Source organism: Pseudanabaena biceps PCC 7429, assembly GCF_000332215.1.
GTDB classification, from domain to species: domain Bacteria; phylum Cyanobacteriota; class Cyanobacteriia; order Pseudanabaenales; family Pseudanabaenaceae; genus Pseudanabaena; species Pseudanabaena biceps.
In genome coordinates this window covers 1-12,643 of the sequence record NZ_ALWB01000176.1, presented here as the reverse complement: position 1 = coordinate 12,643, position 12,643 = coordinate 1, and the positions used below count along the sequence as shown (strand labels likewise).

The following is a 12,643-nucleotide window of genomic DNA, read 5'->3' as shown; positions in this document are numbered from 1 at the left end:
CAAAGATGAGTGGCGGCGCGGAGCGCCGCCACTCATCTTTGGGCTTTTATGTTCTACGCAAACCTGCTGCTTTTTTTAGAATGGACCACCAAACCCTAAGAAGAGAAAGTTGGCGCTTTGCGCCAACTTTCTCTTCTTATACATTTGGTGGTGGCACTGGTTTTATTTTTTGTCAAAAGAAGCGTTATGATGTCTATACGATTGTTTAAACATACAAGATAGGTCGTCGCTATGACAGAAGCAATCCTCGATATTAAAACATGGGGAAATAACCTCGGTGTGCGCTTACCCGCCGCGATCGCAAGAGCGGCGCATTTGCAAGTCAATCAGCGCGTTCGGCTCTCGGTGGTTGATGGACAGGTGATAATTGCCCCAGTGCCTCACCCTCCATTAACCCTAGAAGAAAGGCTCGCTCAATTTGACTCTACTCGTCACGGTGGCGAGGTCATGATCTCCAACCAAAGGCTTGGCGCTGAACAGTGGTAAAAGCTGCAAAAAATTGGGTTCCCGATCGCCAAGACATTGTCTGGATTGATTGCAATCCGCAAGTTGGTAAAGAGATGCGAGATATTCACCCCTTTTTAGTTTTATCCCCACGCATCTTTAATGACAAAACGGCGATCGTGATTGGCTTACCTATGACGACAGCCTCCTATAATGCGGACAATCCCTTTGCGGTTGCGGTGGGCAAAGCCTCGCGAAGTAAAGCTGCGAAGATTAGTTATGTATTGTGCCATCAGCCCAAGTCCTTTGACTGGCGGTTGCGGGGCGCTAAGCCTCATCCCCTAGGAAAATTGCCAAACGATCTGTTTATTCAAGTATGCGATCGGCTCAACCAGATTATTCAAATTTAACGTCAGTTCGGGTTAAGTTGGCAAATTTTAAAAGTCCAAAAGTAAAAGCCTTGCTTAGCAAGGCTTTTACTTTTGGACTTTGATTTTTCCGAACTCACGTTAATTTATAGGATATAAAACGACGATGGGTTGAAAGCCATTGTCATTAGCCTCACTAATACCCAAAAAATTCTGCTCAGCATCGCAGATCCTGACATAGCCTGAGGGGATGTCTTCATTATGGAGAGGAGATTGCCTTGAGACAGTTTGACCCATGCGCCAGCGTTTGCTATCTTCTTCCTTCAGTATGACCTTGGGCAAAAAATGTAATCCCCTATCGGGCGCGAGAACTTCAAGGCTATGCGATCGCAATAGTGCATCGACCTGCTCAAAGGACAAACTAGAATTCAAATCAAACCCATTGCTAAGGGTGCGTCTAAGTGACGATAGTGTTGCCCCATAGCCAAGCTTTTCTCCTAAGTCTCGGGCAATGGAGCGGATATATGTGCCACCCCCACAGGCGATCGCCACATCTAGTTCTGGATAATCTCCCAACGTCCATCCTAGTAAGCGAATTTCCGTGATTTCCACCGATCGCGTGGGAATATCAGACTCCGTAATTTCCCCCCTACGCGCTAAATCGTATAGTCGTTGACCATTGACTTGAATTGCACTAAAAGCAGGTGGTCGCTGAATAATTTTGCCTTGAAAGCAAGCTAGAGCTTGTTCGACTTCGGCAAGGGGCAAATGGGGACAGGGGCGATCGCTAATTACCTCACCCGTAATGTCATCGGTATTGGTAACTATGCCAAAACGAATTTTTGCATTGTAAGCTTTTCCATCTGGTAAAAATCGCAGAAGTCTGGTGGCATTGCCAACGGCGATCGGTAAAACCCCCGTAGCCATCGGATCGAGCGTACCACCATGACCAATTTTCTTTTGTTTCAAGAGCTTTCTTAATTTACTCACACAATCATGGGCGGTAATTTCTGGGGGCTTATCGATACTAATAAATCCATTAAACATATAAAACATCAATGAAGAATTGGCGAAGAATTAGTGTTTTGATGTTTTGCGCCAGAACACTAATTCTTGATGGAGAAACGAGAGAGTATCGATCTCAGTAAATATTTAGTAGTTAGATTGTTGGAAATCTAGGGTAATCTTAGTTTCTATTTAAAGTAAAAGGACAGTATCACCTATCATCAAAGGTAACAAAAATAGGGCGAAAGTCAGAAAAAATTGTCATAAGATAGAGAGCGTAGATCGAAATAGTTTCCTAAAAAAAGTTGTATCAGTCTTGCTCCATCCTCTAGACCACTACACCTTAATTGATGTCCATCTTGATACCCGTCGTTAGATTTGAATACTTGATTTTTTTCCGTCACCATTTGTTATGGGGTGAGATAAGTTGACTCGATTTGTATTTGGCGATATTCATGGTCAATATGACGGTTTAATGAAGTTAATCGACTTTATTAATTGTGGTCCTAGTGACAAATTGTTCTTTTTAGGCGACTTAATTGATCGCGGTAATCGCAGTTGCGATGTTGTCAGTTGGGTGATAGAGAACGGGCACACCTGCCTGAGAGGCAATCATGAGCAGATGTGTCTCGATGCTTTTAATAATAATGAAAGTTCTTTGGTTTGGAAAGGATGGCTGTTAAATGGTGGATCTAACACCTTAGAGAGCTATGGTAAAGAAAAGCTGCCAGCGTCCCATCTCGAATGGATGCAGCAATTACCTCTCTATGTTGATCTGGGCGATGCATGGCTAGTCCATGCGGGGCTAAACCCTAACTTACCCCTCGAATTGCAGGGGGCAGCAGAGTTTTGCTGGATTCGCGAAGAGTTCCATAGCGCAACAGAACCTTTCTTTGAAGACAAGATAATTATTACTGGGCATACGATTACCTTTGTTTTTCCGGGGGTAAAACCTGGAAATTTAGTATTAGGTAAGGGATGGTTAGATATTGATACTGGTGGTTATCATCCCAAAAGTGGTTGGTTATCAGCTTTGGATCTAGATACAGCCACGGTTTATCAATGTAATACCTTTACCAATGAATTGAGGGTAAACCCACTATCCGATATTACGACGGTAATTGAACCGATGCCAACGCGAGCGCAAAGGCAAGAAGTCGGTAGGACTAGCACGCCCAAACGTCGCTGGTCTTGGGTTTAAACAGCCCCAGATAAGAGAATGGCGGCGCGAAGCGCCGCCATTCTCTTATCTGGAGCTTGCAAAAGTGTTGTCACACTTTCGTGAATTGGTATTAGGGGCTTAATAAAACCTGATACAAATCGGGGCGACGATCGCGGAAAAAGCCAAAAGAGGCTCGATTTAACCTTATTTGATTGAGATCGAAACTAGCTAAAATTACACCTTCGTCGCGATCGGTAAATTCCGCAACCTTATCGCCTCGATGATTGGCAATAAAAGAATGACCGTAAAAAGTTTGATTTCCTTCTAGTCCGATCCGATTTGCCGCCGCCACGGGAATGACATTGCTCACAGCGTGACCGATCATCGCTCTCTGCCAAGGGTCTTTGGTATTGAGATCTGGCTCTTCGGGTTCGGAACCGATTGCGGTGGGGTACAGCAGAATTTCCGCTCCCATCAGCACCATTGCTCGCGCACATTCAGGAAACCACTGATCCCAACAGATACCCACACCAATCTTGCCAAAAGCCGTATCCCACACTTTAAATCCCGTGTCTCCCTCTCGGAAATAAAACTTTTCTTCGTACCCAGGACCATCGGGAATGTGACTTTTACGATAGACTCCCAACAATGAGCCATCAGCATCGATCATGGCAAGACTGTTGTAATAGACCTGTCCCGATCGCTCAAAAAATGATATGGGAATCACGACATTAAGTTCTTCGGCAAGATGTTGAAAATGAATGATCGTCGGATGATTTTCAACGGGTTGAGCCCAAGCAAAAAAGCGATCTTGCTCCTCCCGACAAAAATAGGGACCTTCAAATAATTCTGGTGGCAAGATTATCTGCGCTCCTTGATGGGCAGCTTTACTTACTAATTCAGATATCTTCGCGACATTAGTCGTAACATCAGCATTCAGAGTGGTCTGAATAACAGCGATCGTAGCAGTTCTAGGAGATGACATTAGCGGGATAGGATTGAGACGTTAATATGTGGCTATAGCTTTATCTTTAGACTACCGCAGTCACGAAAAGATCCATGAAAAAACTTGTCATTTTACTGATTCAGTTTTATCGATTGTTTATTTCTCCATTGTTTGCGCCGAGGTGTAGATTTCAACCAACCTGTTCACAATACGCGCTAACGGCGATCGATCGCTTTGGGCTATGGCAGGGAGGAGGACTAGCTGTTAAACGAATTTGTAGTTGTCATCCTTGGCATATAGGTGGTTACGATCCTGTGCCTGAATTACCAATTCAGCAAGATGATCCCTTGTAATACCAATTCACGAAAGTGTGACAACACTTTTGTGAATTAAAAACCAAATCCAGTAAGGGTTTTCAAAGCTGAAAGTGGCGTAGCCATTTTCAGCTTTGGTCTAATATGGCTGTGGCTCAGAACTGATGAAGATAATGGCGGCGCTTCACGCCGCCATTATCTTCATGCGGATTTGCGTGCTAGCAAATCCTGCACGATCGCCACAATATTATGGAGTGAGATGTCATTGCGTTTGAAAAGGTAGTTTAATTGCTGCATAGATTGGATATATTCTTGCTCGAACTGATAGGCATAGATCGGGGGAACGTCAGCATAGGAAACCTGTAAGACTCTCATTATCCCTGTCCGTACGGCTCCCACTAGCTCGCGAGCAAATTCGTTAATTGCCCGTTGTCTTAAATGCTTAAATCCGCGATCGCTAGTAGCGTACATCGGAGGCAATCGATTGAGCGCATAGGCTGCTACCTCAGAATGATTGATTCTTGCGAATAGCTCTGGTTTTGTCACCTGCTCGATCGCCCTAAAGATTAGATGCTCTAAAACATTGACTAACCCTAATTGAGCTTGCAAAGTATAGGACTGGAGCGCTCGATATTCCATTTCGGCAGCATCCTTGATCTTTGTTTCCCAAGCCCAAGAATTGCCATACATCTGCCATTGGGCTTCATAGCTATACTGGTTTAATTCTCTTTGTCTGAGTTCCTGTTGTTTTTTGATTAATTGTTTTTCCATGAAACGTCGCGAACTAGAAATTAATGCTTTTTGCTGACGATTTAAATGACTGATATCTTGTACGACAGTTGCCTCGTCAGATTGGATTATCGTTTGACCGCTATTTTTGCTGACGTATTGAGATTGGTTAATTACTGATTCAACTAAGGCCGGGACATCTCGCCACCGTAAATGTCTGCGCCCTAGAATTTGGCTTAGTTGATATAGTACGCCTGAGCTGTTAGTAAATAGATGGTTAGGTAACGGGGTTAGATCATGGAGTGGATCGCCAAATAGGACTGTTTTGATACCATGTTTGACCGATTGGGAAATCTGTGGACTCAATTCATTTACGGCATAGGCATATTGATACTGCCATCCATTTATAGATGTAGCAAATAATGGAGGTAGGCGATTGAGTGCATAGGCTACTACCTCAGCAACTTTGACCTTAGGTTGTTTTTCGGGAGGAAGTTCTTCAATTTGAATGTAAGTTTCTCTAACCAGAATTTCCTCTAAAACATTAACAAATCCAAGCATCGTTTTACACCTTGACGAGCATTAGACCGAATAATTCGATCGCTTTTCGACAGGTAAAAAAGTCTAAATTTTATTAACTAACAAATTCTTAGAGAATCAATATATAGGTATATATACGGCGATCGATCAAAAGTTCATGTATTTATGATTTACATAAATATAAGCATCCCATTATCTACTTGCTACTATCTAAAATTATATAAACCTGTTTAAAGGATGTATAGTTGCTGATGATTACAAGTAAATCCCCGATTTTTGTCCGATTTTTATTCTTTTTTTATTCTTTGTTAATTCAGGTCGCATTTAATTATTTCGTTATAGTTAAATAGGCTGATTTATGTCTCAGAAAAACCTTTTGTTAGACTCTTTACCTTGGTCTAAACTATCAAGAATTACCAAAAAATGAACTGTGCAAATGTCGTAAATCTAAGGTGTGAAGCCCCTTGAAAATCAAAAAATAAACTCAAAAAAATAAAATTAAAAATTAAAATTAAAATTAAAAATTAAAGAATTTGATATAAGTGATATATAAATTTCACCAAGTGTTATTAGTACATAAAACCAAAGAAGAGAATGGCGGTGCAAAGCACCGCCATTCTCTTCTTTGGTTGGGAACTGCTAAGTAGTTGGGCATAATTAAAAGCCCAAAACCTGTAGCGCAAGCTGCGCGTGCGCTACAGGTTTTGGGCTTTTATCTTTAATTGCGCCTAGCTACCTATATCCCAAAAAAAGAAGATAATTGCGGCGCAAAGCGCCGCAATTATCTTCTTTTTTTGTTAGCTAAAAAGCTTGCCTAAAGGAGCGGATTTTGCCTATCCCAACCGATAGCCAAAGCCCCTGACGGTGACGATATGTTTAGGATCGCTAGGGTCGGCTTCAATTTTTTCCCGCAGCCAGCGAATATGAACATCTACGGTTTTGCTATCACCGACAAAATCGACTCCCCATACTTTTTCGAGAAGCTGCTCTCTCGACCAGACACGACGGGGATGACTCATAAATAAGTCTAATAAACGAAATTCTTTTGGAGATAAATTTATTTCTGCGTCGTTGATCGTCACGCGACATTCATCGGGATACATGGTGACATCGCCAAACTTATAAACCGTAGCATTGGTGGCTACAAAGTCCCGACGGCTACGACGTAGTAAAGCTCGACAGCGAGCCACTAGCTCGCGCATTCCAAAAGGTTTGCTCAGATAGTCATCAGCTCCAACTTCTAGCCCCACAATGCGATCGGATTCATTTCCTCTCGCACTAATCATCAAAACGGGGACATTGTTTCCCTCGTGACGCAAAATGCGGCAGAAATCTAACCCATTAATAGAAGGTAACATGACATCTAAAACTACCAAATCCAGTCTTGCAACGGTTTTAGCAATTTGGAGCGCATTGTAACCATCCTCCGCCAGAAAAACTGTATATCCCTCTTCCCTTAGAGCCAAGGCGATCGCATCCTGAATGATCGCTTCATCCTCTACCACTAAGACACAACCAACAGTAGCTTTAGAAGTCGATGGAGCTTGTTCTGTTAAGAGCATAAATTTTTATCTAGGTTGGTCTAACCGTATCTAATCTTACATTGATTAGGCTCTAATTATGTAGATCGGAAGTTAAGAAAAATTGACTTTGCTATGTCCTTTAAGTTTTGATTGAGCGATCTGGCTAGCTGGATATGCGGTTCATCGGATTCGATCGGGAGGATTTGGGTCAAGTTCCCCTGACTAAATTGTTGGATGACGAGATTGGCTGCTTCTAATCCTGTGACATAGGCTTTTTCCTGCGACCAAGAGCCGTGATTTGTAATTACCCAATCGCCGCTCATATATAAATTGGGGAAACTGGTGATGGCTTTTAATAGATGCTGATAACTTCCGGGGGCGAAATGGCTAACAGCACGGGGGAGGCGAACCACACTGCGATCGATAACTTGGGCTTGGTCGAATTCTGGTAAGCAAGAGGCGAGATATTTCCGCACGATCGCTATGATTTCTGCATCGTCAAGGGGCAAGAATTGGTTGGCGTGATAAAAGTCCACTTCTACAACGGAGCCAGCAGCGTCGGCATACTCGTCATGAAGGGCATTTAGATCGAAAAATGTCCAGCCCGTAGTTGCATCAAACCCAAAACAGGCATTGGATGGACGGGGAATGTGAATAAGGCGATCGAACCATAATCTGACGGCTAACACATCGATCGCCCCTAAATTCATCAAGTTCCGAAACTCTTGCCGCTTTTGCAAAGCTGGACTATTTGCCACGATTTTTTGCATTCCTGAAATGCCGACGGAGAAAATTACCGCATCGGCTGCAAAGATTTCATCGCCGCAGACTACTGCCGTCACTTTGCCCGTATCATCCGTTCTAATGTCGCTGACACGGCGATCGGTCAAGATTTTGCCGCCCAGATCGGTAATGCGATCGCACCAAGGTTTAAAGATCTTCTCGCCAACCATACCCCGACACCAAACCACATCAAAGTCCGCTTGATGCGCCAAGATAAAGTAGTAGAGCATTCCGATCGCGGCTGCCGCCGAGCATTGTTCTCCCGGGGCAAACAGCCCGACCAACAGCATGGGCTCAAAGGATTCGCGATAGAGGCGATCGGACACGCCATATTGCCGAAATAGCTCGCGTGCGGTCATCCCGTCATATTGCTTCCATGCAGCTTCGGAGTTGTCAAAATCAATGACGGCATACATCAGGGGTAAGGCTGTTAAGCGATCGCTGAGGGGCAATCTTTTAAACTGCGTATAGGCAAAAGTCCCCAGAGGTGAAGGTAAACGTGGCAAGTCCTGAAAAATTGGTGATTCGACTTCCAATCCTGCGGGTGAATATTGCGCTGATCTCGTCCAAGGCGTAAAAGGATCGAGTTCTAATTCTTTGACGAGGGAAAAAATATTTCGATAGGGATACCAAAAGCCATGAATGCCCGCTTCGATGGCGCGTCCCTCTGCGGTTTTCCAACCTGCGACTAGTCCTCCTGCCTGCGATCCTGCTTCCAGCAAGGTTACGTCATAGCCTTGCTTGGCGAGTTGATAGGTTGCCCCCAATCCCGCCCAACCTGCACCAACTACAATTACTTTGGGTTTGTCTATCATTTTTGTCTTTTTTTTCTTTTCTTCGGACTTAAAGCCGATCTCCATGCCATAACGATAACCTATCCTCAAAAAACATTTATAGAATGGCAGAGCTTTGCGCCGCCACTCTATATCCCAAGAAGAGAATGGCACTTCGTGCCATTCTCTTCTTGGGGTTCTAACACAAGCGGAAACAGTTATAAATGCTTGCTGGCGAGTTTTATAGGACTTTGCCAACGAGCGATCGCCCAAAATAACTACTGTTTTTTGATGGCGAGGCGATCGCTTGTTCGCTAGCTAACCATGCCAAATTTGGATCAAAAAGGGTTGAGAGTGGTGGCTGCGTGATTCCGAAAATTTGGGCGGGATTAAGGCTCAGCGCTTTCCATAGTTCGCTAGCAGTTAATAATCCCGTAGTAACGAGGTTTTGCCAAAGAACAGGAATGGCAAATTCCAGACCGATCGCACCGACGGGAGCGACTTCAAAGGGAACTACTTTTTCCTCATAGGCACAGGGGGTATGGTCGATGGCGATCGCATCAATTGCTCCTGATTTGACCCCAGCCACCAGAGCTAGGCGATCGCCTTCACTGCCGAGGGGAGGCATGAGGCGCAGGTTGGGATCGTAATTTCCTAAATCGCGATCGCAATGGCAGAGATGCAACCAGCTCGTACTTGCCGTTACGGGTAAGCCATCATTTTTTGCTTGAGCGAGTAAGGCTACCCCTTGAGCCGTCGAGATGCGCATGAAGTGGGTGGGCGCTTGGGTGAGGCGAACTAGCTCAATGAGCGCGGCGAGAGAGGAGGTTTCAGCGGCGGCGGGATAGCCTGTCATGCCATATTGCAAAGACCATCTCCCTTCGCGGATTACGCCGCTTCCTGCCAATTCGGGATTTTGAGGGAATAGAGCGATCGGCTTGCCTAGGGGCTTCACATATTCCATCGCTCGGCGCACTAACAGGAGATTGCCTAGGGGTTTGCTATCGGTAAAGCCAATTACGGATTCGGCAAGCTCCGCCATGTCCGTAAGTTGTTTGCCTTCCAATCCTTTGGTAATAGCGCCCCAAGGTTGCAGAATATTGCCGTATTTATGCTGGATATTTCGCCAAAATTCCAAGGCGGCAATATCATCGATCGCGGGTTGGGTATTGGGCAAAATCCCGACATTGCTAAAACCGCCATTCTTCGCAGCAGCGACTAACTCGGCAATGGTTTCTCTGGATTCATGTCCTGGTTCGCAACTCGTGCTGTAAAGATCGATCGCTCCAGTTCCTAAAATCAATCCCGAACGCTCATCTATATGGGTGTTTTCAGGAATTTGATCGGATCTAACATCAAGATGAATTTGGCGATCGCGATCAATTAATACATCGCTTAATGTTGTGGAATCATTTATGGTCGAGTCCGCATCAAGTATGCGTACCTGCTTGAAGAGGGTGGGATACGCAAGGAAATTTTCTAAAGACATAACAAAACGATTTTCTTTTTACTTTATAGCGGGATGGGCTTTTCTCTCTAGGAAAAACTTCGCTACCTATTGAACGATATTTAGCGATCGCTGATTTTGATAATAACTACGCCATTGCCATTTGCCCTGTGCATTTAAGCTGGGAGTAAATACTCGCACATCGAGAGAATTTAAACCAATCTCTTGAACGATGATTTCGGGATAGCGATCGCCATTTACCTCTTGGATGCCGTAGAGAGCATAGCTACTCACACTATCATTAACGTAGGAAAGCGCTCTGGTATGGGTCAAAATTGGTTCAGAAATCCAATCATCATTAGCTCCCTTACTCAACATGACTAACATGCTATATTCCTGACGTTGAATGGCTGGGAGCGATAGGAACTCTTTCCATGCTTGAGATGATAATCCCGTAGGACGCAATGGGTTGTCGAGTCTAAGCCCTGTGATAATTTCAGGCTGATTGTCCCCATTGATATCAGCACAGACGAGTGAGGCGATTGATACTTGGGAAGTGGCGGCTGGACTTGCGCCCAGTTTCACAAATAAATTCCGTGACTTTTCCAATACTAGGGGCTGGATTTTGTTAGGACAGTTAAAAAAATAATTGCGATCGCTAGTGGTGTTAATGCGATCGCTAGCCACAATAGTTAAATTGGGCTGGCGCAGTACCTCAGGGGTTAAGCTTTTGCCTGATTGATTTTTGTCATTACTATTGTCATTACTATTTTTGTCATTATTATCTGGGGTTTTCACTTTAAAACTAGCGATCGCGCCAAAGGCATCGGAGCCACGTACGGCACTTACTTGAAACGTGCCCAGAGGTTTTCCGAACTGCATCAAGGAAAATTTACTACCCGCAGGAATCGACTGAATTACGCGATCCAGACTGCCAAACTGTTCTACTAGATCGGAAGGAACTATGCCCTCAATTGTCTTACCATCGGGAGAAGCTTGAAGGAATAGGAAAATAGGTACGGGGCTTTTTGCTTCTTCAGTCTTTTTGTCATTACTGGGGCTAATACAAGCATTTAAACCAATAGCAATTCCTAAAGTTATACATAATAGGCATAGGGAACGATAAATTTTGGCTCTGAATTGTCTAAATGGCATAATACGCAAGCAGTCTAGGAGTAGCTTTCTCAAAAATGTAAATATATGCAAAGCAGATGAGTAATACCAATTCCCAAAATGGCGTTGCCATTTTGGGAATCTCAAAACCTTACTGGGTTTGTTTTTTAATTCACTGAAGTGTTGGCTCACTTCAGTGAATTGGTATAATACCAAGTTGAAAAATGGCGTAGCCATTTTTCAACTTAAAAACCCTTCTAGGTTGAGTTTTTAATTCACGAAAGTGTGACAACACTTTCGTGAATTGGTATTACAGGTGGTTATATTTTATTTGGATTCCATAACTTCTGCTAAGCGTTCGACCGCCAAGGTCAGACGTTCTTGAGGATCGGGTTTTGCTTCCTCGACAGCTTCCTCACGTTTCTCCTTGCGCTTCATTGCCTCAAACGAACGAATGATCGAAAAGATGACAAGGGCAATGACGATAAAATTAATCACCGAAGCCAGAAATACACCATATTTAATACCATTGATCTGCAATTTTGCGGCGTTGCACAAATGAGAGATGAATGAGTAAATAAAAGATAACGAGTTTTAGCAATGAAAAACAATGAAATGTCCAAAGTGTGGTTCAACACATATTCGTAAAAATGGGAAACGAGGAGACAAACAAAATACATATTTGTGCTGATTGCGGTCGTCAGTTCATTGATAACTACTCAGTGCTTGGATATTCGCAAGATGTCAAAAGAATATGCCTAAAAATGTACTGCAACGGCATGGGATTTAGACAAATTGAGAGATGTACCGATGTTAGTCATAACTCGGTGATCAACTGGGTTAAGCAAGCAGCTCAACAATTACCAGAGCACTCCCCCCATCGAAACTATTCCTGATGTGGGTGAACTAGATGAACTCCAGACCTTTGTTGGGTCAAAACTTGATTTGGCTATGGACTGCGGTGAATCATTTTAGTCAAGGCATATTGGCTTGGGTATTAGGGGATAGGAGTAGCCAAACCTTTAAAAACTTGTGGGCATTGATTAAAGTTTGGCAATGCTATTTCTGGGTTACTGATGGCTACTGCGTCTACAAAATGTTTATCAACTCGGAGGATCAAATTATCAGCAAGACCTACATGACAAGAGTTGAGGGTGAAAACACAAGACTTAGACATTATTTAGCCAGATTACACAGAAAACTTTATGTTATTCAAAATCGGAAGAAATGTTGAGGTATTCAATTCGTTTGTTAATTCACTATCTTAAGTACAAATCATTTACTACCTTTGCTTGATTCATCTTTCATTTGTGCAACGCCTATTAACCAGTCCAAGCGTAAAGTCATTTGCGGAATTATCGTTATCTGCGGTGTATCGGCGAAAATGGTCAAGCTTATATGAATCATTAAAAGACAGTCGACCAAGACGAGGAAGGCTCAGACGGCTGTGTGTGGAACAAATACCCAAAGACATTCGCCCATTGCTAGCAGGAGAC

Annotated in this window: 13 protein-coding genes and 2 pseudogenes; 7 read left to right on the top strand and 8 right to left on the bottom strand. The window is 43.7% G+C overall.

From position 1 onward, the window contains the following. The 3 genes from PSE7429_RS26395 to PSE7429_RS17050 all read left to right on the top strand — a co-directional run. On the top strand, positions 1-209 hold a 209-nt coding region (locus PSE7429_RS26395; protein ID WP_158467649.1), incomplete at its 5' end, for a hypothetical protein. A gap of 22 nt (positions 210-231) precedes the next feature. Beyond that, on the top strand, positions 232-486 hold the full coding sequence (locus tag PSE7429_RS17055) for an AbrB/MazE/SpoVT family DNA-binding domain-containing protein (protein ID WP_009628534.1): 255 nt from the start codon (positions 232-234) through the stop codon (positions 484-486). Further along, a complete protein-coding gene (locus PSE7429_RS17050; RefSeq protein ID WP_009628533.1) occupies positions 480-854 on the top strand; it encodes a type II toxin-antitoxin system PemK/MazF family toxin in 375 nt (124 codons plus the stop codon). The genes PSE7429_RS17055 and PSE7429_RS17050 overlap by 7 nt, the downstream gene beginning before the upstream one ends. A 99-nt stretch (positions 855-953) precedes the next feature. Here PSE7429_RS17050 and truB read toward each other — a convergent pair whose 3' ends face one another. Further along, on the bottom strand, positions 954-1,859 hold the full coding sequence (truB, locus tag PSE7429_RS17045; protein WP_100228969.1) for a tRNA pseudouridine(55) synthase TruB: 906 nt from the start codon (positions 1,857-1,859) through the stop codon (positions 954-956). Positions 1,860-2,244: 385 nt separating this feature from the next. Between truB and PSE7429_RS17040 the strand changes: the two genes are divergently transcribed. Then, positions 2,245-3,018 carry a metallophosphoesterase family protein gene (locus PSE7429_RS17040; protein WP_009628530.1) on the top strand — a complete coding sequence of 258 codons (774 nt, stop codon included), beginning with the start codon at positions 2,245-2,247 and terminating at the stop codon, positions 3,016-3,018. Between the two features lie 91 nt (positions 3,019-3,109). On the opposite strand, the gene aguB is transcribed toward PSE7429_RS17040, so the two are convergent. Further along, positions 3,110-3,964 (bottom strand): N-carbamoylputrescine amidase, encoded by an 855-nt coding sequence (aguB, locus tag PSE7429_RS17035; protein WP_009628529.1) that lies wholly within the window; start codon positions 3,962-3,964, stop codon positions 3,110-3,112. Between the two features lie 74 nt (positions 3,965-4,038). Between aguB and yidD the strand changes: the two genes are divergently transcribed. After that, on the top strand, positions 4,039-4,278 hold the full coding sequence (gene yidD, locus PSE7429_RS17030) for a membrane protein insertion efficiency factor YidD (RefSeq protein ID WP_009628528.1): 240 nt from the start codon (positions 4,039-4,041) through the stop codon (positions 4,276-4,278). Between the two features lie 162 nt (positions 4,279-4,440). On the opposite strand, the gene PSE7429_RS23820 is transcribed toward yidD, so the two are convergent. The 6 genes from PSE7429_RS23820 to PSE7429_RS17000 all read right to left on the bottom strand — a co-directional run bounded on the left by PSE7429_RS23820 (position 4,441) and on the right by PSE7429_RS17000 (position 11,687). Next, positions 4,441-5,529: a late competence development ComFB family protein gene (locus tag PSE7429_RS23820; protein WP_009628527.1), complete on the bottom strand. Its 1,089-nt coding sequence runs from the start codon at positions 5,527-5,529 to the stop codon at positions 4,441-4,443. A gap of 812 nt (positions 5,530-6,341) precedes the next feature. Then, entirely contained in the window at positions 6,342-7,070 is a 729-nt protein-coding gene (locus tag PSE7429_RS17020) for a winged helix-turn-helix domain-containing protein (RefSeq protein WP_009628526.1), read from the bottom strand. Positions 7,071-7,126: 56 nt separating this feature from the next. Next, positions 7,127-8,674 (bottom strand): hydroxysqualene dehydroxylase, encoded by a 1,548-nt coding sequence (locus PSE7429_RS17015; RefSeq protein WP_009628525.1) that lies wholly within the window; start codon positions 8,672-8,674, stop codon positions 7,127-7,129. A 154-nt stretch (positions 8,675-8,828) separates the two neighbouring features. Beyond that, complete coding sequence (locus PSE7429_RS17010) at positions 8,829-10,076, bottom strand: dihydroorotase (protein ID WP_009628524.1); 1,248 nt, start codon at positions 10,074-10,076, stop codon at positions 8,829-8,831. A 66-nt stretch (positions 10,077-10,142) separates the two neighbouring features. Next, a complete protein-coding gene (locus tag PSE7429_RS17005) occupies positions 10,143-11,189 on the bottom strand; it encodes a hypothetical protein (RefSeq protein WP_040689228.1) in 1,047 nt (348 codons plus the stop codon). 285 nt (positions 11,190-11,474) lie between these two features. Continuing rightward, positions 11,475-11,687, bottom strand: coding sequence for an MscL family protein (locus tag PSE7429_RS17000; protein WP_052017735.1), 213 nt, complete (start codon positions 11,685-11,687; stop codon positions 11,475-11,477). 70 nt (positions 11,688-11,757) lie between these two features. Here PSE7429_RS17000 and PSE7429_RS16995 point away from each other — a divergent pair. Further along, a pseudogene (locus PSE7429_RS16995) lies at positions 11,758-12,443 on the top strand (IS1 family transposase). 23 nt (positions 12,444-12,466) lie between these two features. Beyond that, positions 12,467-12,643: pseudogene (locus PSE7429_RS27295) on the top strand (NF041680 family putative transposase); the annotation flags it as partial.

What these genes read in the sequence shown, in the direction of transcription:
- yidD (WP_009628528.1), top strand. Translation starts at nt 4,039, where the DNA reads ATGAAAAAACTTGTCATTTTACTGATTCAGTTTTATCGATTGTTTATT.
- PSE7429_RS17020 (WP_009628526.1), bottom strand. Translation starts at nt 7,070, where the DNA reads ATGCTCTTAACAGAACAAGCTCCATCGACTTCTAAAGCTACTGTTGGT.
- PSE7429_RS17015 (WP_009628525.1), bottom strand. Translation starts at nt 8,674, where the DNA reads ATGGAGATCGGCTTTAAGTCCGAAGAAAAGAAAAAAAAGACAAAAATG.
- PSE7429_RS23820 (WP_009628527.1), bottom strand. Translation starts at nt 5,529, where the DNA reads ATGCTTGGATTTGTTAATGTTTTAGAGGAAATTCTGGTTAGAGAAACT.
- PSE7429_RS17010 (WP_009628524.1), bottom strand. Translation starts at nt 10,076, where the DNA reads ATGTCTTTAGAAAATTTCCTTGCGTATCCCACCCTCTTCAAGCAGGTA.
- truB (WP_100228969.1), bottom strand. Translation starts at nt 1,859, where the DNA reads ATGTTTAATGGATTTATTAGTATCGATAAGCCCCCAGAAATTACCGCC.
- PSE7429_RS17005 (WP_040689228.1), bottom strand. Translation starts at nt 11,189, where the DNA reads ATGCCATTTAGACAATTCAGAGCCAAAATTTATCGTTCCCTATGCCTA.
- PSE7429_RS17055 (WP_009628534.1), top strand. Translation starts at nt 232, where the DNA reads ATGACAGAAGCAATCCTCGATATTAAAACATGGGGAAATAACCTCGGT.
- aguB (WP_009628529.1), bottom strand. Translation starts at nt 3,964, where the DNA reads ATGTCATCTCCTAGAACTGCTACGATCGCTGTTATTCAGACCACTCTG.